The organism is Streptomyces sp. NPDC051921 (assembly GCF_040680975.1).
Taxonomy (GTDB): domain Bacteria; phylum Actinomycetota; class Actinomycetes; order Streptomycetales; family Streptomycetaceae; genus Streptomyces.
Genome location: NZ_JBFAXU010000022.1, coordinates 15,385 through 39,400, shown reverse-complemented (window position 1 = coordinate 39,400; position 24,016 = coordinate 15,385). Strand labels below are relative to the sequence as shown.

Below are 24,016 nucleotides of genomic sequence, written 5' to 3'. Positions count from 1 at the left end.
GTACGTGGCAGGGTGGGGCCGTGGATCAACTGGCCCTGCTGTTCCTGCTGCTGCTCGGCGCCGTGCTGACCGTGCCCCTGGGGGACCGGCTCGGGCTGCCGGCACCCGTCCTGATGACCCTCGTCGGGACGGTGCTGGCCTTCCTGCCCTTCGTGCCGAGCGTCGACATCCCGCCCGAGTTCATCCTCCCGCTGGTGCTGCCGCCGCTCCTCTACGCGTCGGTGCAGCGCACCTCCTGGCGGCAGTTCGCGGCGAACAGGCGCCCGATCTTCCTGCTCGCGGTGGCGCTGGTCTTCGTCACCACGGCCGCCGTCGGCGCGGTCGCGGACGCCCTCGTACCCGGCATCCCGCTCGCCGCGGCCCTCGCACTCGGCGCCCTGGTCGCGCCGCCCGACCCGGTCGCGGCGACCGCCGTGGCCGGCTCGCTCGGGCTGCCCCGGCGGCTCGTGTCGATCCTGGAGGGCGAGGGGCTCTTCAACGACGTCACCGCGATCGTGCTCTACCACGTGGCGATCACCGCCGTGGTCACCGGGACGTTCTCCTGGCCCGAGGCGCTCGCCGAGCTCGTCCTGTCCGCCGTCGTCGCGGTCGCCGTCGGCCTCGTCCTCGGCTGGGCCACCAACAAGCTGATGGGCTTCCTCGGCGACGCCACGCTGCAGACCGGACTCACCCTCCTCGTGCCGTTCGTCTCCTACGTCATCGCCGAGGAGCTGCACGGCTCCGGCGTGCTCGCGGTCCTGATCACCGCGCTCTTCCTCGCCGAGCACGCGGTCGACGCCGACGACGTGATGGGACGGCTCGCCGGGCAGACCTTCTGGGAGATCGTCGACACCCTCGTCACCGGCATCGCCTTCGGCCTCATCGGCCTGGAGCTCGTGCACGTCTTCGGGGTGGCCGAGGGGCGCGGCGGGCAGATGCTCGGCTGGGGTGCGGCCGTGGTCGGAGTGGTGGTCGTGGTCCGGCTGCTGTGGCTGCTGCCGGCCACGTGGCTGGCGAAGCGCCTGCACGACCGGCGCGACGTCGCCGAGGAGATCCCGATGAGCTGGCGGGAGACCGTCGTCATGTGGTGGGCGGGGATGCGCGGAGTGGCCTCGGTGGCGCTGGCCCTCGCCATCCCGCTCCGTACGGACGACGGCTCGCCCTTCCCCGGCCGTGACGAGCTGGTCTTCATCGCCTTCTGCGTGATCCTCGGGACGCTCGTGGTGCAGGGGCTCACCCTGCCCCGGCTGGTGAAGCGCCTGGGCGTGAAGGCGGACACGGACGCCGAGCGGGCCTTCGAGCGGGACCTCGCGATCAGGGCGGCCAAGGCGGCCAAGCACCGCCTGAAGGAGATCGAGGAGATGGAGGAGCTGCCGGAGGAGGTCGCCGAGCGGCTGCAGCGCGGGGCCTTCGACATCGGCGCGCGCATCAGCCCGGACATGGTGGACGAGGAGCGGCGGGCGGCGTTCCGGCAGCGGGTGGACCGGGTGAAGAAGGTCCAGCAGATCCAGCGGGAGATGATGTCCGCGGCCCGGCACGCGGTCCTCTCGGCGCGCAGCGAGCCGGGGGCCGACCCGGAAGTGGTGGACCGGGTGCTGCGCCAGCTGGACGTCCGCAGCATGCGCTGAGGCGGGTGCCCGGGCGGCCTGGTGGGAGGATGGGCCGCATGGACATCATGCTCTTCCACTCGGTCTACGGACTGACCCCTTCCGTCGAGGCCGCCGCCGAGCAGCTCCGGGCCGCCGGGCACCGGGTCTGGACCCCGGACCTCTTCGACGGACGGACGGTCGGGACCGTCGAGGAGGGCGCGGCGCTCCGGGACGAGATCGGCAAGGACGAGCTGCTCAGGCGCGCGGTCCTGGCCGCCGCGCCCTACTCGGAGCGGGGCCTGGTCTACATGGGCCTCTCGCTCGGGGCCTCGATCGCGCAGACGCTGGCGCTCGGCGACGAGAAGGCGCGCGGGTTGCTGCTGTTCCACGGCACCTCGGACATCGCCGAGTCGGCCTCGGCGGACGACCTGCCGGTCCAGCTGCACGTGGCCGAGCCCGATCCGTTCGAGACGGACGACTGGCTGTCGTCCTGGTACCTGCAGATGCGCAAGGCCGGTGCGGACGTGGAGGTCTACCGCTACCGCGGCGCCGGGCACCTGTACACCGACCAGGAGCTCCCCGACTGGGACGCGGAGGCGGCGGAGCGCACCTGGGCGGTGGCCCTGTCGTTCCTCGACAGCCTGTAGGACCGTACGCGGGAAAGGGGCGTGGCCCCCGGGGAGTCCCCGGGGGCCACGTCGCTGTGTCCGGACGGCCCGTCAGGCGCGGTACGCGGTCCAGGCGTCGTTCATGCGGGTCACCTGGCCCGACGTGAACTGGTACATGCAGGAGTCGTACGTGTAGTCCATGAAGTTGTGGATCGGGTCCACGCCGGCCTTGGAGGCGCAGGAGTCGCGGCCGGTCGGGCACTCGTAGGCCGGGCTCTTCTCGGCCGGGGTGTCGGCGACGTAGTCGCCGTTGCCGTTGCAGCCGCCCTGGAACGTGTGGTACAGGCCCAGCCAGTGGCCGACCTCGTGGGTGGCGGTGTCACCTTCGTTGTAGTTGGCGGCGGAACCGCCGGGCAGCGAGGTGTCGAGGACGACGACACCGTCCATCGACGGGTTGGACTGGTAGGAGGACGGGAAGGTCGCCCAGCCGAGCAGGCCGCCGCTGAGGTTGGCGGTGTAGAAGTTCAGCGCGTTGGCGCCGCCCTTGCGCAGGGTCTGCTTCATCTGCTTCTCGGCGGTGGAGCCGGAGGCCAGGTTGTACCAGCTGGCGTTGTCCGTGTAGTCGGTTCCGGCCAGGGTGAACTGGAAGCCCGTGTTCACGTTGCCGGTGCCCTGGCCGCCGTAGGCGGCGTTGAGGACGGCGAGCTGGTTGTTGATGTCGGTCGCGGTCAGCTTGCCCGTCGTACCGCTGTGGACGACGTGGAAGTAGACGGGGATCGAGACCGCGGTGGCGCCCTCGGCCACGGAGGGGCCGAGGCGGCTGTCGGTCCAGGCGGCGGCCACTCTCTTCTTCAGGTCCGCGTCCATGGCCTTGGCCTGGTCGGCGGTGACCTCGTTGGGCTCGGCCTTGTGGGCATCGCCCTTGGCCTTGCGCGCGCCGGACAGGGCGGAGGCGTCGTCCGCGCACTTCTCGGCGGAGGCAAGGGTGGTGGTGGAGGGAGAGGCCGCCGGGGCGGACAGCGGGGCCAGGGCCAGGGTTCCGGCCATGACGGCAGTGCCGAGCATACGACGTGACATACGCGGCGATATACGAACAAGAGCACGCACGGGTGACTCCTCGCGGGGGGTGGTGGAGAGGTACTTCCTCGCCACTGGCGGGGAGATTACGCGTCCATGTCAGACGTCGTTGAGGATTGATCAAGCCCAATCATTCATGCGGCAAATCGGGGCATCGGGAAGAAAAACTTGTGCTGATTCCGGAGTTTGAGACGTGGACGTAACAGAAGAGACGCCGAAGGCGGGTGGTGTGTCCGGTTTCGATCTCCCGAACTCGCCACCCGCCGTAGCCGTGTGATCTCCCGTTAACAAAGGGGATCATGGCTGAAAATCGTCGTCAGGATGTCCGACAGGGCGTGTCAGTGCACCGGCTGGTACACCCGCTCGACACGCTGCGTTCCGTTCAGCGTGCGGTACGAGCGCGCCCAGGACGCCGACGCGTCGCGGTCCGTACGGTCGGAGACCGTGTAGTAGTCCATCTGCGAGCGCTCGGCCGTCACGTCCAGCACGCCGTAGCCGTGGTGGTCCATGTCCACCCACTTCACATGGCGGTTGGCGGCCTTGATCGCGCCCGCCGCCACCACCGAGAGGGTGCCCGGCGCCACGTGCAGCAGGTCGTCCAGGTTGTCCGAGGTCACCGAGGTCACCACGAACTCCGTCGCGGCCGAGGCGGACAGCGGGTACGTCGCCGCCTTCACCGGCACGTCGTTGGCCCAGGCCATGTGGATGTCGCCGGTCAGGAAGACCGTGTTGCGGATGCCCCGGTCCGTCAGGTGCTTCAGCAGCTCCTTGCGGTCGTCCGTGTAGCCGTCCCACTGGTCGACGTTCACGGCGAGCCCGCCCTCGGGCAGGCCCAGCAACTCGGCCAGCGGGCCCAGGAGGTCGGCCGGAAGCGCGCCGAAGGCCACCGGCGAGATCATCACCGAGGTGCCCACCAGCTGCCAGGTCGCGTCCGAGGCCGCCAGCCCCGACTTCAGCCAGTCCAGCTGCGCCCGCCCGGTGACGGTGCGCTCCGGGTCGTCCACCTTGCCGCTGCCCACGCCCGCCTGCTGCGAGCGGAAGGAGCGCAGGTCCAGCAGATGCAGATCGGCCAGGCGGCCGAAGCGCAGCCGCCGGTAGACCGTGCCCTCGGTGGACGTGCGCACCGGCATCCACTCGAAGTACGCCTGCTTGGCCGCCGCCACGCGCTCCGCCCAGACGCCCTCGGCGCCCGGCGTGTGGTTCTCGGCCCCGCCCGACCAGGCGTCGTTGGCGAACTCGTGGTCGTCCCAGATGGCGACGATCGGGTGGGTCGCGTGCAGCGCCTGGAGGTCGGCGTCGGTCTTGTACGTGGCGTGCCGCAGGCGGTAGTCGGCGAGCGCGACGATCTCGTGGGCCGGCTGGTGCTGCCGGACCGTGAACTTCGCCTCCGGGTAGGAGCCGGTCGCGTACTCGTAGATGTAGTCGCCGAGATGGAGGATCGCGTCCAGGTCGGTACGGGCGGCCAGGTGGCGGTACGCGGAGAAGTAGCCGGCCTCCCAGTTGGCGCAGGACACCACCCCGAAGCGGATCCCGGGAGCGGCCGAGTCGACGGCGGGCGCGGTGCGGGTGCGGCCGGTCGGGGAGACGGTGCCGCCCGAGGTGAAGCGGAACCAGTAGGACGTGGCGGGGCGCAGGCCCCGCACGTCCACCTTCACCGTGTGGTCGGTGGCGGCGGAGGCGACGGCCGTGCCGCTCGCCACGGTCCGGGCGAAGGAGCGGTCCTCGGCCAGCTCCCAGCCGACGGAGGCGTCGGGGCCTCTGCCGGAGCCGGGCGTGGCGTCGGAGGTGGGGGTGACGCGCGTCCAGAGGAGGACGCCGTCGGGCAGCGGGTCTCCGGAGGCGACACCGTGGAGGAATGCGGGTGCCCCGGCGTCCGCGAGTGCGGGCGAGGCGGCGGCCACCAGGGCCGGCGCGGCGACGGCGGTCACGGCGGCGGCCTTCACGACAGTGCGGCGGCTGGGAGTTGATATCAGGTCACGACTGGTCACGGACCGTCAGATTACTGACCAGTACTCAGAAAGGGCAGCCCCCTGCGCAAAGTTCGCCGAAGCTTCTTCGGGAATTCCTTCGATCCGCCGGGCTCCGCGCTCCCCGCCCCCGCCCCCCGCCGGCGTCGCGGCGGGGGCGGGGGCGGGGAGAGGGCGGGCGGACGTCAGCCCTTGAGCGCCTTCGTCAGCGCGGTGGTGAAGGCGTCCACCGTCAGCGGCGGGTTCTCGCTGCCCTCGGCGGTGAGCGTCTTGCCGTCCATCTTCAGGGTCGGCGTGCCCCTGACGCCGCTCTCGTCGAAGGCCTTCGACATCTTCATGGCCCAGGCGTCGAAGGTGCCGTTCTCGACGTTCTTCTTGAACTCCGCGTTGCCCTTCAGGGCCGGCACCGAGTCGGCCACCTCCAGGAGGTAGGAGTCCTTGGCGAACTTGTCCTGGCTCTCCTCCGGGTGGAACCGGGTCGAGTAGAGCGCCGCCTTGTACTTCATGAAGGCCTCGGGGCTCACGTCGAGCGCCGCGCCCAGCGCCGACAGGGCGTTCTTCGAGCCCTCGCCCTGGTCGGCGTTGTCGATGAAGGTGGCGCCCACGTACTTGAGCTTGTACTTGCCTTCGGTGACGTCCTTGTCGACCGTGGCGCCCACGCCCTGCTCGAAACTCGCGCACACCGGGCAGCGCGAGTCCTCGTAGATCTCCAGGGTCTTCTTCGCCTCGGGCTTGCCGATCACGACGGTGGTGCCGTCCTGGCCCTCGGTGTTCTTCGGGGCGGTCACGTTCTTCGCGTCCGCCGCCGCCTCCCACGCGGAGGGCTTGTTGGCCTGGACGACGGCGAAGCCGACGCCGCCGGCGACCGCGAGGACGGCGACCGCCGTTCCGGCGACGATCACCTGCCGGCGGGCCTTCTCCTTCTTGGCCTGCTTCTCGCGCTCGATCCGCAGCCGCTCGCGGGCGGCTGCCTTGTTGGCCTGGCTGTTGCGCTTGCTCATGGGTGTGGACTCCGTGACTGAGGAGGAAAGGTGGGGATACGCGTGCCGCTCAGACGAGGGCGAGCGCGGGCGCTACGGCCGGAGCCGGGCGCCGCGGGCTCGCGCAGCACGGCGGTCCCCGCCGTCCCACGGAGTGCACGAGCAGTCGGGCACGCGACCGGCGCGGCCGGTCGGCCAGGTGCCCGGCGCGCCGCGGGAGGGACCCCACGGCACGGAAGAAGGCCGTCGCGAGCAGCAGCGGCCGGAACGCGAAGGCGACGGCCGCCCGCAGCAGCCGGGCCAGCGCCCGCTCGCCGCCGCGCAGCCAGGAGGCCGCCGAGAGCCCGACCGCCACGTGGGCCGCGAGCAGCAGCCACGGCACGGCCGGGTCGGGGGAGGACAGCAGGGCCGCGGCGGTCCCGGTGCCGGGAGCGGCCACGCCGGGCAGCGGGGTGCCGACGGCGCCGCCACACAGCGCGTCCATGTCGAGGCCCACCGCGCGCAGGGAACCGGCGACAGGACCGCCGGCAGGGCCGTAACAGGCCGCCTGACCGCTGGTGAAGAGCGTGTCGGCGGCCAGCTGCAGTGGGACGAGCAGCCCGGCGATCGGGCCGAAGCCGCGCTCGCGGCCGGCCAGGGCGTACGCCACGGCGAAGACGGCCGCCGCGACCGGGACGACCGTCCCGAGCGGCAGCGGCACCCCGGACAGCAGGACGTGCGAGGCCACGGACAGCGTCACGACCAGTGCCGTGAAGAACGCCGCCCGGAGGGCTCTCAGCTGCGTGCCTGCCATGTCCATTGCCGTGGAAGTGTCCCACGCCCGGCCGTAAGGCGTCCCTAAGGCCGAGCTGTGAGGCTTCTCCGCCGCTGCCTACAGGCCCGGGATGCGCCCGTTGCGGAACAGGTCCACGAAGATCTGGTGGTCGGCCCGCGCGCGTGCGCCGTACGCGTGCGCGAAGTCCACCAGGAGCTCGGCGAAGCCCGCGCCGTCGTCGGAGTCCGCGGCGATCGCCGCGTCGATGGCGCGCTCGGTGGAGAACGGCACCAGGGAGTGCCCGCTGGAGTCGTCCGCCGCCGCGTGCATGGTCGCCGTCGCCCGGCCCAGGTCGGCGACGGTCGCCGCGATGTCCTGCGGATCGTCGATGTCCGACCAGTCCAGGTCCACCGCGTACGGCGAGACCTCCGCCACCAGCTGTCCTGCCCCGTCGAGCTCCGTCCAGCCCAGCCACGGGTCGGCGTGCGCCTGCAGCGCCCGCTGCGAGATCACGGTCCGGTGACCCTCGTGCCGGAAGTAGTCCCGCACCGCCGCGTCCGTCACATGGCGCGACACCGCCGGGGTCTGCGCCTGCTTCATGTAGATGACGACGTCGTTCTCCAGGGCGTCGCTGTTGCCCTCCAGGAGGATGTTGTACGAGGGCAGGCCGGCCGAGCCGATGCCGATCCCGCGCCGGCCGACGACGTCCTTGACCCGGTACGAGTCGGGGCGGGCCAGGCTCGACTCCGGCAGCGTCTCCAGATAGCCGTCGAAGGCCGCCAGCACCTTGTAGCGGGTGGCCGCGTCGAGCTCGATCGAGCCGGCACCCGAGGAGAAGCGGCGCTCGAAGTCGCGGATCTCGGTCATCGAGTCGAGCAGCCCGAAGCGGGTCAGCGAACGGGCCTCGCGCAGGGCGCCGAGCAGCGCGCCGTCGGCGGTGTCCAGGGTGAAGCCGGGCACCTCGTCGCTCTTCGCGCCGGTCGCCAGGGCGTGGATCCGCTCCCGGTAGGCGGCGGCGAGGATGCGCACCAGGTGGCTGATCTGCTCGTCGCTGAGCGCCTTCGCGTAGCCGATCAGCGCGAGGGAGGCGGCGAGCCGCTTGAGGTCCCAGGTGAAGGGGCCGACGTAGGCCTCGTCGAAGTCGTTGACGTTGAAGATCAGCCGGCCGTTGGCGTCCATGTACGTGCCGAAGTTCTCGGCGTGCAGATCGCCGTGGATCCACACCCGGCCGGTGCGCTCGTCCAGGTACGGCCCGCCGTGCGCCTCGTGCTCCAGATCCTTGTAGAACAGGCACGCGGTGCCCCGGTAGAAGGCGAAGGCGGAGCCGGCCATCTTGCGGAACTTGACCCTGAAGGCGGCGGGGTCGGCGGCGAGCAGCTCGCCGAAGGCCGTGTCGAAGACGGCGAGGATCTGCTCGCCGCGCTCGGCCGCGGTGGGCTGGGGGACCGACATCGAAGGAGCCTCCTGGGGGGGGGCGGCACGGCGTGCGGGCCGCGCGGGGTATGGCTGAAAATTGTGCATGACAAATGGGACAGGTGTTCCCCGTGTCCAACGCGCGACGGTACCGGCGAGTGCCCGCCCTCTGTCGGTGGAGCGACGTAGACTTCCCCGCTGACCCCCCAGAAATTCATAGGAGGCTTCCCACCGTGACCCGGCCGCCCTTCACGCACCTCCACGTCCACACCCAGTACTCCCTGCTGGACGGTGCCGCGCGGCTGAAGGACATGTTCAACGCGTGCAACGAGATGGGCATGACCCATATCGCCATGTCCGACCACGGCAATCTGCACGGGGCCTACGACTTCTTCCACTCGGCCAAGAAGGCCGGTGTGACGCCGATCATCGGCATCGAGGCCTACGTCGCCCCGGAGTCCCGTCGCAACAAGCGGAAGATCCAGTGGGGCCAGCCGCACCAGAAGAGGGACGACGTCTCCGGCTCCGGCGGTTACACCCACAAGACCATCTGGGCGGCGAACGCCACGGGTCTGCACAACCTCTTCCGGCTCTCCTCCGACGCCTACGCCGAGGGCTGGCTGCAGAAGTGGCCGCGCATGGACAAGGAGACCATCTCCCAGTGGTCGGAGGGCCTGATCGCCTCCACCGGCTGCCCGTCCGGCGAGCTCCAGACCCGGCTGCGCCTCGGCCAGTTCGACGAGGCCCTGAAGTCCGCCTCCGAGTACCAGGACATCTTCGGCAAGGACCGCTACTTCCTGGAGCTGATGGACCACGGCATCGAGATCGAGCGCCGGGTCCGCGACGGCCTCCTGGAGATCGGCAAGAAGCTCGGCATCCCGCCGCTGGTCACCAACGACTCGCACTACACCTACGCGCACGAGGCCACGGCCCACGACGCCCTGCTGTGCATCCAGACCGGCAAGAACCTCTCGGACCCGGACCGCTTCAAGTTCGACGGCACCGGCTACTACCTGAAGTCCACGGACGAGATGTACGCCATCGACTCCTCGGACGCCTGGCAGGAGGGCTGCGCGAACACCCTCCTGGTGGCCGAGCAGGTCGACACCGACGGCATGTTCGTCGAGAAGAACCTCATGCCGAAGTTCGACATCCCCGAGGGCTACACCGAGGTCACCTGGTTCCGCGAGGAGACCATGCGGGGCATGCACCGGCGCTTCCCCGGCGGCATCCCCGAGGACCGCATGAAGCAGGTCGAGTACGAGATGGACACCATCATCTCGATGGGCTTCCCGGGCTACTTCCTCGTCGTCGCCGACTTCATCATGTGGGCGAAGAAGCAGGGCATCGCCGTGGGCCCCGGCCGAGGCTCCGCGGCCGGCTCGATCGTCGCGTACGCCATGGGCATCACCGACCTCGACCCCATCCCGCACGGCCTGATCTTCGAGCGCTTCCTCAACCCCGAGCGCATCTCGATGCCCGATGTCGACATCGACTTCGACGAGCGTCGGCGCGTCGAGGTGATCCGGTACGTGACCGAGAAGTACGGCGCCGACAAGGTCGCCATGATCGGCACCTACGGAAAGATCAAGGCCAAGAACGCGATCAAGGACTCCGCCCGCGTCCTCGGCTACCCGTACGCGATGGGCGACCGGCTCACCAAGGCCATGCCCGCCGACGTCCTCGGCAAGGGCATCGACCTCGACGGCATCACCAACCCCAGCCACCCGCGCTACAGCGAGGCCGGCGAGATCCGGGGGATGTACGAGAACGAGCCGGACGTGAAGAAGGTCATCGACACCGCCAAGGGCGTCGAGGGCCTGGTCCGGCAGATGGGCGTGCACGCCGCCGGCGTGATCATGTCCAGCGAGACCATCACCGAGCACGTCCCCGTCTGGGTCCGGCACACCGACGGCGTCACCATCACCCAGTGGGACTACCCGAGCTGCGAGTCGCTCGGCCTGCTGAAGATGGACTTCCTCGGCCTGCGCAACCTGACGATCATGGACGACGCCGTCAAGATGGTGAAGTCCAACAAGGGGATCGACATCGATCTCCTGGCCCTCCCGCTCGACGACCCCAAGACCTTCGAACTGCTCCAGCGCGGCGACACCCTCGGCGTCTTCCAGTTCGACGGCGGCCCCATGCGCTCCCTGCTCCGGCTGATGAAGCCGGACAACTTCGAAGACATCTCCGCCGTGTCCGCGCTCTACCGCCCGGGCCCGATGGGCATGAACTCGCACACGAACTACGCCCTGCGCAAGAACAAGCAGCAGGAGATCACCCCGATCCACCCGGAGCTGGAGGAGCCGCTCAAGGAGGTCCTGGACGTCACCTACGGCCTGATCGTCTACCAGGAGCAGGTGCAGAAGGCCGCCCAGATCATCGCCGGCTACTCGCTCGGCGAGGCCGACATCCTCCGCCGCGTCATGGGCAAGAAGAAGCCCGAGGAGCTGGCGAAGAACTTCACCATCTTCCAGGCCGGCGCCAAGAAGAACGGCTACAGCGACGAGGCCATCCAGGCCCTGTGGGACGTCCTGGTCCCCTTCGCCGGCTACGCCTTCAACAAGGCGCACTCCGCCGCCTACGGACTGGTCTCCTACTGGACCGCCTACCTCAAGGCCAACCACCCGGCCGAGTACATGGCGGGCCTGCTCACCTCGGTCAAGGACGACAAGGACAAGTCCGCCGTCTACCTGAACGAGTGCCGTCGCATGGGCATCAAGGTGCTCCCGCCGAACGTCAACGAGTCCGAGGCGAACTTCGCCGCCCAGGGCGACGACGTGATCCTCTTCGGCCTCACCGCCGTCCGCAACGTGGGCGCCAACGTCGTCGAGTCGATCATCAAGACCCGCAAGGCCAAGGGCAAGTACAGCTCCTTCCCGGACTTCCTCGACAAGGTCGAGGCCGTGGTCTGCAACAAGCGCACCGTCGAGTCGCTGATCAAGGCCGGCGCCTTCGACACCATGGGCCACACCCGCAAGGGCCTGGTCGCCCAGCACGAGCCCATGATCGACACCGTGGTGGCGGTCAAGCGCAAGGAGGCCGAGGGACAGTTCGACCTCTTCGGCGGCATGGGCGACGAGGACAGCAGCGAGCCGGGCTTCGGCCTCGACGTCGAGTTCTCCGACGTCGAGTGGGAGAAGACCTACCTGCTCGCCCAGGAGCGAGAGATGCTCGGTCTCTACGTCTCCGACCACCCGCTCTTCGGTCTGGAGCACGTCCTCTCCGACAAGACGGACGCCGGCATCTCCCAGCTCACCGGCGGCGAGCACGCGGACGGCGCGGTCGTCACCATCGGCGGCATCATCTCCGGCCTCCAGCGGAAGATGACCAAGCAGGGCAACGCCTGGGCCATTGCCACGGTCGAGGACCTGGCCGGCTCCATCGAGTGCATGTTCTTCCCGGCCACCTACCAGCTGGTCTCCACCCAGCTGGTCGAGGACGCGGTCGTCTTCGTCAAGGGGCGGCTGGACAAGCGCGAGGACGTCCCCCGTCTGGTCGCCATGGAGCTGATGGTCCCCGACCTGTCGAACGCGGGCACCAACGCGCCCGTCATCCTCACCATCCCGACGGTCAAGGTGACCCCGCCGATGATCAGCCGGCTCGGCGAGATCCTCAAGCACCACAAGGGCAACACCGAGGTGCGGATCAAGCTCCAGGGCCCGCGCTCGACCACCGTGCTGCGGCTCGACCGGCACCGGGTGCAGCCCGACCCGGCGCTCTTCGGCGACCTGAAGGTGCTGCTCGGCCCGTCGTGTCTCGCCGGCTGAGCTGATCGGTACGCGCCAGGGGCGCGCCCGTCGTCACGGGCGCGCCCCTCAGCCGTCGGCTCGTCAGTTGTGGCCGAAACGCTTCTGCCGTCCCTTGCGCGCCATGTCGCCGGGGGTGACCTGGCTCATGCGCTGTTCGGCCTGGGACTCCATCGAAGACTGCTGGGCCTGCTGCTGGCCGCGCTCGGCCTGCGAGCTGCGCGGCTGCTGACTGCGATCCTGCTTGCGGTTCTTGGCCATGGTGATGATGCCTCCTCAAGGGGGTGTGGGGGCCAGGGCCGCTGTCAGACTCACATACGCCAAGAACCGCCGCATTTTGGATCATTACGGACAGTAGGCGCCGTCCTCGCGTGAGATCCGCCACGCCGATGATCCAGTTCCGGACGTCAAGCCCACCCCGGTCGGGCAGACTCGGAGGAACCCGGAGCACTTCCGATCCCGAGGTTCCCGAAGAGCGACCCGAAAGAGGGTGGAACACGTGGACCGATGCGTCGTCCTGGTGGACGCCGGCTATCTGCTCGGCGCCGCCGCCAGCCTCCTCGCAGGGGAACCGGCCCGCTCGCGGATCACCGTCGACCACGCCGCCCTGGTCCAGCAGCTGCGCGCACGGGCCGAGGCCGACACCCAGCAGCCGCTGCTGCGGATCTACTGGTTCGACGGCGCCCCCGACCGGGTGCCCCAGCCCGAGCACCGCAGACTGCGCGTCATGCCCCGGGTCACCGTCCGGCTCGGCGCCCTGACCCGCAGCGACGGACGCTGGGCCCAGAAGGGCGTCGACGCGGCCATGCACACCGAGCTCACCGAGCTCGCCCGCAACCGCGCCTGCTCCGACATCGTGCTCGTCACCGGCGACGGCGACCTGCTGCCCGGCCTCATGTCCGCCAAGGAACACGGCGTCGCCGTCCACCTCTGGGCCGTCCAGGCCGCCGACGGCGACTACAACCAGTCCGAGGACCTCGTCGCCGAGGCCGACGAACGCCGCGTCCTCGACCGGTCCTGGATCACCCGCGCCGTCCGCGCCAAGGACCTCACCGGACTGTGCGCCCCGCCGCCCGCCCCGCGCCCCGAGATCGCCGCCATCCTCTCCGCGCCGCTGCCCGAGTCCGCCCTCGCCGCCTCCGCCGAACGGGCGGCGGCCGCGGCGGCGGCCGCCGCGCACAACAGCGCCACCGCCCCCACCGCTGTACCGCCCGCCGACCCGACCGGCCCGGCCGAGGCCGCCGGAGAGCCCGTCGACGGCGCCGGCGTCCCCGCGCCCGCGGGCGGCCGCGCCGTGCCCACCCCCAAGGACCTCGCCGGACTGCGGGGTCCCGCCGCCCCGCACGCCACGGGCGCCACCCTGCGCTGGTCCTCCGACAAGGGCTGGATCGACCGCCCGCCGGCCGCCCTCGGCGAACCCGCCGAGACCGCCTCACTGCCCACCCTCGCCCAGCTCACCAGCGCCGAGCAGCGCTGGGCGGACCGCGAGGAGGACATCACCACCGTCGGCGGCGACCCCTACGAGGTCGGCCAGGTCTTCGCCCGCCGCTGGCTCGACCGGCTCCCCGAAGCCGGCCACGTCCCCAAACTGGCTACCATGTACCCGCGCATCCCGCACCGCATCGACGGCGAACTCCTCCGCTACGCGGCCCGCTTCGGCCTGCTCGCCCACAAGGACGACCAGATCGACGAGCACGACCGGTACGCGATCCGGGCCGGCTTCTGGCGCGAGATCGACGTCCACGCCGCCGCCCAACACGCCCCCGCGCCCGAGGAGGCCCGCGGGACCCCGTAGGCTCATACCTCGTGAGTACGGTGTGCGTGGTGCGGGATCTGGTCAAGACGTACCCCGCCACACGCGGCAGACGCGGAGCGCCCGCGACCCCCGAGGTGCGGGCCACCGACGGGATCAGCCTCGATGTGTGCGGCGGCGAGATCTTCGGCCTGCTCGGCCCCAACGGCGCCGGCAAGTCCACCCTCGTCCGGCAGCTCACCGGACTGATGCGCCCCGACTCCGGCACCGTCCGGATGCTCGGCCACGACCTGGTGCGCCACCCCGAGCGCGCCGCCCGGCTCCTCGCGTACCTCGGCCAGGAGTCCACCGCGCTCGACGAGCTGACCGTCGCCCTCGCGGCCGAGACCACCGGCCGGCTGCGCGGGCTCGGCACCCGCGAGGCCCGCGCCGCGCGCGACGCCGTCCTCGACGAGCTCGGCCTCGGCGAGATCGCCGGCCGGCCCCTGAAGAAGCTGTCCGGCGGACAGCGCCGGCTCGCCTGTGTCGCCGCCGCCCTCGTCGGCGAGCGGCCCGTGCTCGTCCTCGACGAGCCCACGACCGGCATGGACCCGGTCGCCCGCCGCGCCGTGTGGGCCGCCGTCGACCGGCGGCGCGCCGAACACGGCACGACCGTGCTGCTCGTCACCCACAACGTCATCGAGGCCGAGACCGTCCTCGACCGGGTCGCCGTCATCGACCGCGGCCGGGTCATCGCCTGCGACACCCCCGCCGGGCTCAAGGAACGCGTCGCGGGGGAGGTCCGGGTCGAGCTCGTCTGGCGCGAGCGGGCCCCGCTGGAGGTCCCCGAGGTGGCCGCGCTGCGCGGCGCCGCCCAGGAGGCCGGCCGGCGGTGGGTGCTCCGGCTCGCCCCGGACGAGGCGCGGGCGGCGGTGGCCGCGGTGACCGGCGGGGCGGCCTTCGCGGCCCTGGACGACTTCACCCTGGCGACGCCCAGCCTGGAGGACGTCTATCTGGCGCTCGGCGGCGAGACGCGGGGGCTGGTGAAGGCATGACGTACGAGGTGACGTGCGACGTGACGCACGACGAGAGCGACGAGTCGACCGTCAGGAGCTGGACGAGTTGAGCACCCTGCCCGCCGAGACCCTGGCGGTCGGCGTTCCCGTCGACCCGGGCCAGGACGCCGCGGACGCGGCCGGCGCCGCGCCGCTCGCCCCCCGCGCCCGGCTCCTGCCCGCGCTGGGCGCGGTCTACCGCGCCCAGTTGTCCCGCGCCCGGGTCGCCCGCATCCCGCTGCTCTTCGTCGCGACCTTCCAGTCGATCGGGATCATGGTCCTGATGCGGGGGGTCGTGGACGGCGGTGCGGAGGCGCGGGCCGTGGTGGCCGGCTCCGCCGTGCTCGTCGTCGCCTTCGTCGCGCTCAACCTGCTCGCGCAGTACTTCGGGCAGCTGCGCGCGGGCGGTGGGCTCGACCACTACGCGACGCTGCCGGTCCCGCCCGCGGCGGTGGTGCTCGGCGCGGCCGGCGCGTACGCCTCCTTCACCGTGCCCGGGACCGTGGTGACCGCGGTCGTCGGCTCCGTGCTGTTCGGGCTGCCGCTCGGCCATCTGTGGATCCTGGCGGCGGTCGTGCCGCTGTCCGGGGCGGCGCTCGCCGGGCTCGGCGCCGCGCTCGGGCTGCTGGCTCCGCGCCAGGAGCTGGCCACCCTGCTCGGACAGCTCGGCATGTCGGCGGCGCTGCTGCTCGGCGTGCTGCCGCCCGACCGGCTGCCCGGCCCGATCGGCTGGGCGCGGGACCTGCTGCCCTCCACGTACGGGGTGGAGGCCCTGGCCCGTACCTTCGACCCGCACCCGGACTGGACGGCGGTCACGCTCGACCTCGCGGTCTGCGGCGCGGTGGGCGTCGCGTCGCTCGCGGTGGCGACCTGGGCGTACCGGAGGGCGGCGGTCCGCTGAGACGCTCACGCCGCCTGCGGTCCGCTGAGGCGGCGCACAGCCGGACCTGGCACGATGGCGTCGTGACCGCACCTCTGACTCCGCCGCATCAGCCGACCCCGCACGACTCCGCCTGGCCCGCGCCCCATCCGGCGCAGCCCGACCCGGACGGCGCCCCCAGCACGGCCACCGAGCTGCGGCAGGCCGCCGTGGTGACGGGCGTCTCCGCGGTCGCCGGGGTCCTGCTCGGACTGCTGTGGCTGTGGCTCGCGCCGCGGGTGCAGCTGGTCTCGGACGGCAAGGCGGTCTTCCTCAAGGACGGCGAGGGGGAGTCGGCGATCGGCACGGACGGAACGTTCGTCCTGCTCGCCCTCGGCTTCGGCGCGCTGGCCGCCGCCCTGGTCTTCCTGATCCACCGGCACGGCGGTATCGCCCTGGTCCTGGGCCTCGCCCTGGGCGGGGTGCTCGGCTCGCTGCTCGCCTGGGGAGTGGGCGTCTGGCTCGGGCCGGAGCGCGACGTCGTCGCACACGCCAAGCGCGTCGGCCCCGACGTGTTCTTCGAGGCGCCGCTCGAACTCAACATGGCGGCCGCGGCGATGCTGGCCTGGCCGATCGCCGCGATGATCGTCCACCTCGCCCTGACCGCGCTGTTCGGGCCGCGCGACCCGGAGCCGGAGGACGGCCCCTGGCCGCCGGCGCCCACCCGGCAGGGCTGAGCCGAGCGGCCCCGTCGCTCCTCACGCCCCCCGGGTCCGGCCGCTCCTCACGCCCTCCCGGTCCGGCCGTGCCTCACGCCCTCCGGGTCCGGCGGTGCCTCACGCCCTCCCGGTCCGGCGTCCGGCCGTCGCTCAGGCGCGGCCGATCGGGGCCACCACCGCGGCGGTGAGAGCCGCCAGGTCCGTGGGGGAGAGCTCCACCTCCAGGCCCCGGCGGCCCGCCGAGATGCAGATCGTCGCGTGCCCGGAGGCCGAGGAGTCCAGGACCGTGCGCAGCCGCTTGCGCTGCCCCAACGGTGAGATGCCGCCGCGGACGTAACCGGTGGTGCGCTCGGCCGCCGCCGGGTCCGCCATCGCCGCCTTCTTGCCGCCGACCGCGGACGCGAGCGCCTTCAGGTCGAGCTGGCCGGCCACCGGGACCACGGCGACCGTCAGCTCGCCGTCCACGTCCGCGACCAGCGTCTTGAACACCCGGTCGGGGGAGACCCCCAGGGCCTCGGCGGCCTCCTCGCCGTACGAGGGGGTCGCCGGGTCGTGCTCGTACGTGTGCAGCGTGTACGGCGTACCCGCGGCCGTCAGCGCCACCGTCGCCGGGGTGCCGCCGCCACTCCCGCCGTTCTTCTTCTGCTTCTTCGCCACGGAGGGCTCTCCTCGGTCGGGACGTCGCTCAGTTCGGGCTGGTCGGTGCGCGGGTCAGTTCCACCGCCGGGAGCGACGGCAGGTGCCGGAGCACGGCGGTCTCCGAGCGGAGCAGCGTCAGCTCCTCGCGCAGGCGGGTCGCCGTGTCCGGTGCCTGCAGCAGCCGCTGCTTGGCCGGGGTGTCGAGGACCGCCGCGGCGGCGACCAGATAGGACACGACCGAGGGGTCGTCCGGCAGCTCACTGGTGGTCAGCGAGCGCTCCCGCGCCCCCGCGAGCCGCTTCTGGTACGTGCGGAAGGCCCGCAGCACGCCCTCCGCGAGCGTCCCCGCCTCGTCGCCCTGCTCCTCCGGGATCTCCTCGATCTCGGCGGTCAGGAACGGTCCGCTCGCGTCCACCGAGAGCAGCTTCACGCGGGTCGTGCCGGTCGCCATCACCTCGAAGCCGCCGTCCGCCCGCTCCCGGATCGACGCCGCGTCGGCCACACAGCCGACCCGGTGGAAGGCCTGGATCGGGTCGGCGCCGAAACCGGCCGCGGGACCCTTCTCCGGCAGCGCCGTCTGGTCCGGCATGCCCGGTGCCGTCGGCGCGACCTCGCGGCCGTCGCGGATCGCCACGACGGCGAAGCGCCGCGGCTCGGAGTCGTCCGTCGTGAGCAGTTCGCGCATCATGACGCGATAACGCTCCTCGAAGACGTTCAGGGGCAGCACGAGGCCCGGGAACAGCACCGTGTTGAGCGGAAAGAGAGGCAGACGGGCGGTGGTCACAGCGGTCAAGCGTAATGGCCGCCGGGACCGCCCCGACCGGGCCGTCCCCCATCGTCCGCACCGGCCGTTCCGGAGGGGTTCCCGGGATCCGGCGCGCCCCCGCGCAGCGGAGTGCGCCGGGCCACCTCGCGGACGGTCGTGGCTCGGGCCTCCAGGAAGCCGCGCAGCGGGTCCTCGGCGACCAGCGCCCAGGGGAACGTGGTGGCCTGCGGCCCGATCCGCCCGAACTCCGCCAGGGCGTCGTGCCGGCGGCCCCGTTCCACCAGGACGTGCACCAGCAGGTTCCGCACCTCGGCCGGCCACGGGTCGCCGGCCGGGTACTCCGCCGACAGCGCGAGCGCCCGGTCGAGCGCCGCGTCGATCCGGCCGCCGCCCACCCCGTGCCCCGGTCCGGGCCCGGCGAGCAGCTGCGCGAAGGCCGCCCGCACCGGCAGCGCCTGGACCAGCGAGCCGGGCAGTGCGTCCTCGGCGGCCTGCTCCGCGAAGTCGAAGCACTCGCGGTGCGAGCCGTACCACTGCGCCGACAGGTACTTGAGCGCGGCCACGTGGCTGCCGTAGTGGTGCGGGGCCCGCCGCACGGCCTGCTCCCACAGCACCTCGAAGGCCGTGTGCCCGGCATGGGTGCCGCGCGCGTGGTCCAGGGCCAGGCGCCACGGCACCGGATCGCGCGGCGCGGCCTCGGCCGCCGCCTCGATCAGCGGCCCGAGCTCGCGCAGCCGTTCGGCCCTGGCCGGTGATTCCCAGGCCCTGCGGACCGCGAGCTGCGCCTTGACGAGGAGAGCGTCCGGATCGCGCGGCGCGACCGCGAGCCAGTGGTCCAGCCAGCCGTCCCGGCTGTACGCGAAGGCCGCCAGCCGGGACACGTAGCGGTCCCGGTCCTCCCACTCGGCGGCGTCCCGGGTGGTGGCGAGGAGCTTGGCGGCCGGCTCCGGGTCGGCGAGCGCGGCGGCGACCAGCGCCGGCGCCATCCGCGCGTCCGGCGCGTCGAGCAGCACGTCGTCGTCCGGCACGAGCCCGGCGGTGAGCCGGGGGGCGTGCCGGACCATGCGGGTGGTGCCGATCAGGGCGCGGAGCAGTGACATGGTGCGAAACATTGAAAACCGCAGGTGAGAGCCGCGCCAGTAGCGGACTGTGAAGCTTTCGTAGCGGCGGGAAGGTTGTGCTGACAGGGGTCAAGACAGCGTAAAGAAAGGGGCGGAGCAGTGCACACACGCCCCCGTCCCTTCACCTCGTCCGCCCCCTGGGCGCGCCCCCTCCGCGCGCCCCCTCACCCCCGGCGCAGCGTCCGCGAGGCCCCCGCCGCCACGGTCGTCGCGAGCACCCAGCCGAGCAGGATCAGGGCCGTCGAGGCCCACTGCCAGAAGCCCTCCAGGCGCCAGACGCCGACCTGCCCCAGGTCGATCACCGGCAGCAGCAGGTCGAGCGCGTACAGCGTGGCGTTCCAGTGCGGGGCCTCCTCCGGTTTGAGCGGCACGGCGTCGTAGCGCGAGAAGGCCAGCGTGCCCGCCGCCCACAGGACCGCCATCCACAGCGCCGCCCGGCCCGGCCGGTAGCCGTAGGCCACGGTCCAGTCCTGGAGGTAGCCCCACAGCTTCCCGGCCACCGGCAGGGTCTCCCGGCGCCGCCGCTGCTTGGCCAGCAGCACCTCCCTCGCGTCCGCGTCCTCGCCGCTGTTGCGCAGCACCGTCGCCAGCCGCTCGTAGGGCTCCGGCGCGTACTCCGGGGTGGCCGCCGCGACCCACTCCAGGCGCCGGGCCAGCGGGAAGTGCCCGTACGGCACGAGGTTCTCGTAGACGAAGCCGCCCATCGCGAGGCCGCCCGGGCCCGGCCAGCTGCTCGACAGGTCGATCAGCGTCACCACCTTCGCGCCGTTGAGCACCACCCGGCCCTCCTCGGGGCGCTCGCCGTTGAAGCGCAGCTCCGGGGTCACGATCCGGCGCAGCGACAGCTCCTCGCGGCGTGAGCCGTCGAGCAGGAAGCGGGCGTAGTGCAGGTCCACCGAGTCGCCGAACCGCCCGTCGTCGAGCCGTACCCCGCCGTGGCACTCGACCGGCTTGCGCCGCGCGCCCTGGGCCGGCGTCACTCCGTACGGCGGGGTGGCCGTGGAACGGTCCGAGGCGTCGTACACCCACGCCGCGTTCAGATAGAGCGTGCGCTCCACCGTCAGCTGCGGCGCGTTGAGCGCCCGGCGCTGCTGGGCGCCGCGCAGGACGCTGCCCCGCAGGCTGAGCGACACGCCGACCTTCGCGCCCCGCAGGCTCAGCTCCCCGTAGGTCTCGATCAGCTCGGCCTGCAGGTCCTGGGCCACCACCAGGCCGTCGGCCGTGATCGCCCGGCCGCGCCGGTCCGGCCACACCCGGATCTGGTTGATCAGCAGGTCCGTGCCGATCTGCGCGTCCGTCAGGCGGATGCCCCGTTCGACCCGGCAGCGCGGCAGGTGCAGGTCGCCCGCCGTGTGCAGCCGTGCCGCCTCCAGCCGGGGGATCGCGCACTCGACCATCCGCAGCGTGCCGAAGTGGGCCTCGGGCAGCACCACCTCGCCGTCGAAGCGACAGCCGTTCAGTTCCACGTAAGGCCCTATCGTGCCGCCCGCGAGATTGAGCACGCCGGTGATCCGCACCCCGCGCAGCTTCAGTGCCGCGACCCGCCCGGACCGGGCCGGCGGTCCGTCGAGCAGCAGCAGTGCGACGACCTCCGCCCGCACACTGCGCTGCGCGCCCCATTCCACGTGCACGGCGAACGGATCGTCCCGCTCGGCGACCCCCTCCCTCAGATCACAGCTCCGGCCGACCCGGAACGCCCGCCACATCGCCCGCTCCGGCCCGGTCAGGCCCTCCGGCATCCCGTCGTCCTCGACGTGCGGCTCGGTCACGCCGCCCCCTCGCTTCCCACGATTCCGTTTCCCGGATTCGTACAGCCGTTCTTCCCGCTGAGTGACGGACTGAACGCTAACGGTCAGGAGTGGCGACAAGACGCCAGTGTGGCCCGTATCAGCCAGTGATACGGGCGTCCGGCGCTGTGGGCCGTCTGCGAGAATTGACCCGTGATCTCTCGAATCGATCTGCGCGGCGAGGCCCTCCCCGAGGGTTCCGCCCTGCGTGACCTGCTGCCCCGTGCCGAGTTCGACGTGGAAGCCGCCCTGGAGAAGGTGCGGCCGATCTGCGAGGACGTCCGGCATCATGGCGCCGCAGCGGTGATCGACTACGGGGAGAAATTCGACGGCGTGCGGCCGGAGAGCCTGCGCGTCCCGGCCGAGGCGCTCACCCGCGCCCTCGACGAGCTCGACCCGGCCGTCCGCGCCGCCCTCGAGGAGTCCATCCGCCGCGCCCGCCTGGTCCACCGGGAGCAGCGCCGCACGACCCACACCACCCAGGTCGTCCCCGGCGGCACGGTCACCGAGAAGTGGATCCCCGTCGAGCGCGTCGGCCTCTACGTGCCCGGCGGCCGGTCCGTCTACCCGTCCTCGGTCGTGATGAACGTCGTCCCGGCCCAGGAGGCCGGCGTCGAGGGCATCGCCGTCTCCTCCCCGCCGCAGAAGGAGTTCGGCGGCCTGCCGCACCCCACCATCCTCGCCGCCTGCGCCCTGCTCGGCGTCGACGAGGTGTACGCGGCCGGCGGCGCCCAGGCCGTCGCCATGTTCGCGTACGGCACCGAGGGCACCGCCGACACGCCCGGCTGCGCCCCCGTCAACCTGGTCACCGGACCCGGCAACATCTACGTCGCCGCCGCCAAGCGCCTCCTCAAGGGCCGCATCGGCATCGACGCCGAGGCCGGCCCGACGGAGATCGCGATCCTCGCGGACTCCACCGCCGACCCGGTGCACGTCGCCGCCGACCTGATCAGCCAGGCCGAGCACGACCCGATGGCCGCCTCGGTCCTCGTCACCGACTCCGCCGAGCTCGCCGAGGCCGTCGAGGCCGAGCTCAAGACCCAGGTCGCCGCGTCCAAGCACGTCGACGACCGGATCGCCCCGGCCCTGGCCGGCAAGCAGTCCGCCGTCGTCCTCGTCCGGGACCTGGCCGACGGGCTCAAGGTCGTCGACGCCTACGGCGCCGAGCACCTGGAGATCCAGACCGCCGACGCCGCCGCGGTCGCCGACCGGGTCCGCAACGCCGGCGCGATCTTCGTCGGCCCCTGGGCGCCGGTCTCCCTCGGCGACTACTGCGCCGGCTCCAACCACGTGCTGCCCACGGGCGGCTGCGCCTGCCACTCCTCGGGCCTCTCCGTGCAGTCCTTCCTGCGCGGCGTGCACATCGTGGACTACACGCGCGACGCGCTGGCCGAGGTCGCCCACCACGTGGTCACCCTCGCCGAGGCGGAGGACCTGCCCGCGCACGGCGCCGCCGTCAAGGCGCGGTTCGGATGGAAGGTGCCCGGGAGCAAGTGAGCGACACGAACGACACCATCGGGATCGACGACCTTCCGATCCGTGACGAGCTGAAGGGCAAGTCCCCCTACGGCGCGCCCCAGCTCGACGTGCCCGTCCAGCTGAACACCAACGAGAACCCGTACCCGCTGCCCGAGCCCCTGGTGGCCCGGATCGCGGAGCGGGTCGCCGAGGCCGCGCGCGGCCTCAACCGCTACCCCGACCGTGACGCGGTCGAGCTGCGCACCGAGCTCGCCCGCTATCTGACCCGTACGGGCAAGCACCCGGTCGCCCGGGAGAACGTGTGGGCCGCCAACGGCTCCAACGAGGTCCTCCAGCAGTTGCTGCAGACCTTCGGCGGGCCCGGCCGCACCGCGATCGGCTTCGAGCCCTCGTACTCGATGCACGCCCTGATCGCCCGCGGCACCGGCACCGGCTGGATCTCCGGCCCGCGCAACGAGGACTTCACCATCGACCTCGCGGCGGCCGAGCAGGCCATCGCCGAGAACGCGCCGGACGTCGTCTTCGTCACCTCGCCCAACAACCCCACGGGCACGGCGGTCGAGGCGGAGACGGTCCTCGCGCTGTACGAGGCCGCCCAGGCCGCCAAGCCCTCGCTGGTCGTGGTGGACGAGGCGTACGTGGAGTTCAGCCACCGGGACTCGCTGCTGCCCCTCATCGAGGGCCGCCCGAACCTGGTGGTCTCCCGGACCATGTCCAAGGCCTTCGGCGCCGCCGGACTGCGCCTGGGCTACCTGGCCGCCCACCCCGCCGTGGTCGACGCCGTCCAGTTGGTGAGACTGCCGTACCACCTCTCGGCCGTCACCCAGGCCACCGCGCTGGCCGCCCTGGAGCACACCGACACCCTCCTCGGGTACGTCGAGCAGCTCAAGGCCGAGCGCGACCGCCTGGTCGCCGAACTGCGGGCCATCGGTTACGAGGTCACCGAGTCCGACGCCAACTTCGTCCAGTTCGGGCACTTCGGCGGAGCCGAGGGCTCCCACGAGGCCTGGCAGAAGATCCTCGACCGGGGCGTCCTGGTCCGGGACAACGGCGTACCGGGCTGGCTGCGGGTCACCGCCGGCACCCCCGAAGAGAACGACGCGTTCCTCGACGCGGTTCGTGAGCTGAAGAAGGAGCAGAACGCATGAGCCGCGTAGGCCGCGTTGAGCGCACCACCAAGGAGACCTCCGTCGTCGTCGAGATCGACCTCGACGGCACCGGAAAGGTCGACGTGTCGACCGGGGTCGGCTTCTACGACCACATGCTCGACCAGCTCGGACGGCACGGTCTGTTCGACCTGACCGTGAAGACCGACGGCGACCTGCACATCGACTCGCACCACACCATCGAGGACACGGCCCTCGCCCTCGGCGCCGCCTTCAAGCAGGCCCTCGGCGACAAGGTCGGCATCTACCGCTTCGGCAACTGCACCGTCCCGCTGGACGAGTCCCTCGCCCAGGTCACCGTCGACCTCTCCGGCCGCCCCTACCTGGTGCACACCGAGCCCGAGAACATGGCGCCGATGATCGGCTCCTACGACACCACGATGACCCGGCACATCCTGGAGTCCTTCGTCGCCCAGGCGCAGATAGCGCTGCACGTCCACGTCCCGTACGGGCGCAACGCGCACCACATCGTCGAGTGCCAGTTCAAGGCGCTCGCCCGGGCCCTGCGCTACGCCTCCGAGCGCGACCCGCGCGCCGCCGGCATCCTCCCCTCGACGAAGGGCGCCCTCTAACC

At 72.0% G+C, this 24,016-nt stretch carries 20 protein-coding genes; 10 read left to right on the top strand and 10 right to left on the bottom strand.

The window, feature by feature from the left end:
• Positions 1–20 precede the first annotated feature (20 nt).
• Together AB0M16_RS26690 and AB0M16_RS26685 are read left to right on the top strand one after the other, a co-directional pair.
• Positions 21–1,607 carry a Na+/H+ antiporter gene (locus AB0M16_RS26690; protein WP_365347163.1) on the top strand — a complete coding sequence of 529 codons (1,587 nt, stop codon included), beginning with the start codon at positions 21–23 and terminating at the stop codon, positions 1,605–1,607.
• A gap of 38 nt (positions 1,608–1,645) precedes the next feature.
• Positions 1,646–2,215 carry a dienelactone hydrolase family protein gene (locus AB0M16_RS26685; protein ID WP_365347161.1) on the top strand — a complete coding sequence of 190 codons (570 nt, stop codon included), beginning with the start codon at positions 1,646–1,648 and terminating at the stop codon, positions 2,213–2,215.
• 72 nt (positions 2,216–2,287) lie between these two features.
• On the opposite strand, the gene AB0M16_RS26680 is transcribed toward AB0M16_RS26685, so the two are convergent.
• The 5 genes from AB0M16_RS26680 to AB0M16_RS26660 all read right to left on the bottom strand — a co-directional run bounded on the left by AB0M16_RS26680 (position 2,288) and on the right by AB0M16_RS26660 (position 8,406).
• Entirely contained in the window at positions 2,288–3,241 is a 954-nt protein-coding gene (locus AB0M16_RS26680) for a zinc metalloprotease (RefSeq protein WP_365347159.1), read from the bottom strand.
• Positions 3,242–3,591: 350 nt separating this feature from the next.
• Complete coding sequence (locus AB0M16_RS26675) at positions 3,592–5,241, bottom strand: alkaline phosphatase D family protein (protein ID WP_365347157.1); 1,650 nt, start codon at positions 5,239–5,241, stop codon at positions 3,592–3,594.
• Positions 5,242–5,405: 164 nt separating this feature from the next.
• Positions 5,406–6,221, bottom strand: a complete 816-nt coding sequence (locus AB0M16_RS26670; RefSeq protein ID WP_365347155.1) for a thioredoxin domain-containing protein — start codon at positions 6,219–6,221, stop codon at positions 5,406–5,408.
• A gap of 49 nt (positions 6,222–6,270) precedes the next feature.
• Positions 6,271–6,999 carry a hypothetical protein gene (locus AB0M16_RS26665; RefSeq protein ID WP_365347153.1) on the bottom strand — a complete coding sequence of 243 codons (729 nt, stop codon included), beginning with the start codon at positions 6,997–6,999 and terminating at the stop codon, positions 6,271–6,273.
• 72 nt (positions 7,000–7,071) lie between these two features.
• Entirely contained in the window at positions 7,072–8,406 is a 1,335-nt protein-coding gene (locus AB0M16_RS26660; RefSeq protein WP_365347151.1) for a DUF2252 domain-containing protein, read from the bottom strand.
• 194 nt (positions 8,407–8,600) lie between these two features.
• Between AB0M16_RS26660 and dnaE the strand changes: the two genes are divergently transcribed.
• The gene (gene dnaE / locus AB0M16_RS26655; protein WP_365347149.1) at positions 8,601–12,140 is read left to right on the top strand and encodes a DNA polymerase III subunit alpha; all 3,540 of its coding nucleotides are present in this window, start codon (positions 8,601–8,603) and stop codon (positions 12,138–12,140) included.
• Positions 12,141–12,203: 63 nt separating this feature from the next.
• Here the strand turns inward: dnaE and AB0M16_RS26650 are convergent, their stop codons facing one another.
• Positions 12,204–12,380: a hypothetical protein gene (locus tag AB0M16_RS26650; RefSeq protein ID WP_365347147.1), complete on the bottom strand. Its 177-nt coding sequence runs from the start codon at positions 12,378–12,380 to the stop codon at positions 12,204–12,206.
• Positions 12,381–12,609: 229 nt separating this feature from the next.
• On the opposite strand from AB0M16_RS26650, the gene AB0M16_RS26645 reads away from it, so the two are divergent.
• From AB0M16_RS26645 to AB0M16_RS26630, 4 genes are all read left to right on the top strand, one after another.
• The gene (locus tag AB0M16_RS26645; protein ID WP_365347145.1) at positions 12,610–13,914 is read left to right on the top strand and encodes an NYN domain-containing protein; all 1,305 of its coding nucleotides are present in this window, start codon (positions 12,610–12,612) and stop codon (positions 13,912–13,914) included.
• Positions 13,915–13,934: 20 nt separating this feature from the next.
• Positions 13,935–14,906: an ABC transporter ATP-binding protein gene (locus AB0M16_RS26640; RefSeq protein WP_365347395.1), complete on the top strand. Its 972-nt coding sequence runs from the start codon at positions 13,935–13,937 to the stop codon at positions 14,904–14,906.
• A 91-nt stretch (positions 14,907–14,997) separates the two neighbouring features.
• Positions 14,998–15,807, top strand: coding sequence for an ABC transporter permease (locus AB0M16_RS26635; RefSeq protein WP_365347393.1), 810 nt, complete (start codon positions 14,998–15,000; stop codon positions 15,805–15,807).
• A 62-nt stretch (positions 15,808–15,869) separates the two neighbouring features.
• Positions 15,870–16,502: a DUF2567 domain-containing protein gene (locus AB0M16_RS26630; protein ID WP_365347143.1), complete on the top strand. Its 633-nt coding sequence runs from the start codon at positions 15,870–15,872 to the stop codon at positions 16,500–16,502.
• Positions 16,503–16,634: 132 nt separating this feature from the next.
• On the opposite strand, the gene ybaK is transcribed toward AB0M16_RS26630, so the two are convergent.
• The 4 genes from ybaK to AB0M16_RS26610 form a co-directional block, all read right to left on the bottom strand.
• Positions 16,635–17,141 (bottom strand): Cys-tRNA(Pro) deacylase, encoded by a 507-nt coding sequence (gene ybaK, locus AB0M16_RS26625; RefSeq protein ID WP_365347141.1) that lies wholly within the window; start codon positions 17,139–17,141, stop codon positions 16,635–16,637.
• A 28-nt stretch (positions 17,142–17,169) separates the two neighbouring features.
• Positions 17,170–17,907, bottom strand: coding sequence for an LON peptidase substrate-binding domain-containing protein (locus tag AB0M16_RS26620; protein ID WP_365347139.1), 738 nt, complete (start codon positions 17,905–17,907; stop codon positions 17,170–17,172).
• Positions 17,908–17,912: 5 nt separating this feature from the next.
• Positions 17,913–19,001, bottom strand: coding sequence for a hypothetical protein (locus AB0M16_RS26615; RefSeq protein ID WP_365347137.1), 1,089 nt, complete (start codon positions 18,999–19,001; stop codon positions 17,913–17,915).
• 173 nt (positions 19,002–19,174) lie between these two features.
• Complete coding sequence (locus AB0M16_RS26610) at positions 19,175–20,779, bottom strand: oxidoreductase (RefSeq protein ID WP_365347135.1); 1,605 nt, start codon at positions 20,777–20,779, stop codon at positions 19,175–19,177.
• A gap of 171 nt (positions 20,780–20,950) precedes the next feature.
• On the opposite strand from AB0M16_RS26610, the gene hisD reads away from it, so the two are divergent.
• The 3 genes from hisD to hisB are packed head-to-tail and all read left to right on the top strand — an operon-like array spanning position 20,951 to position 24,014.
• A complete protein-coding gene (gene hisD, locus AB0M16_RS26605; RefSeq protein ID WP_365347133.1) occupies positions 20,951–22,294 on the top strand; it encodes a histidinol dehydrogenase in 1,344 nt (447 codons plus the stop codon).
• Positions 22,291–23,424: a histidinol-phosphate transaminase gene (locus AB0M16_RS26600; RefSeq protein WP_365347131.1), complete on the top strand. Its 1,134-nt coding sequence runs from the start codon at positions 22,291–22,293 to the stop codon at positions 23,422–23,424. The genes hisD and AB0M16_RS26600 overlap by 4 nt, the downstream gene beginning before the upstream one ends.
• Positions 23,421–24,014 carry an imidazoleglycerol-phosphate dehydratase HisB gene (gene hisB, locus AB0M16_RS26595; RefSeq protein WP_030492957.1) on the top strand — a complete coding sequence of 198 codons (594 nt, stop codon included), beginning with the start codon at positions 23,421–23,423 and terminating at the stop codon, positions 24,012–24,014. Before AB0M16_RS26600 ends, hisB begins: the two co-directional genes overlap by 4 nt.
• Positions 24,015–24,016: the final 2 nt, after the last annotated feature.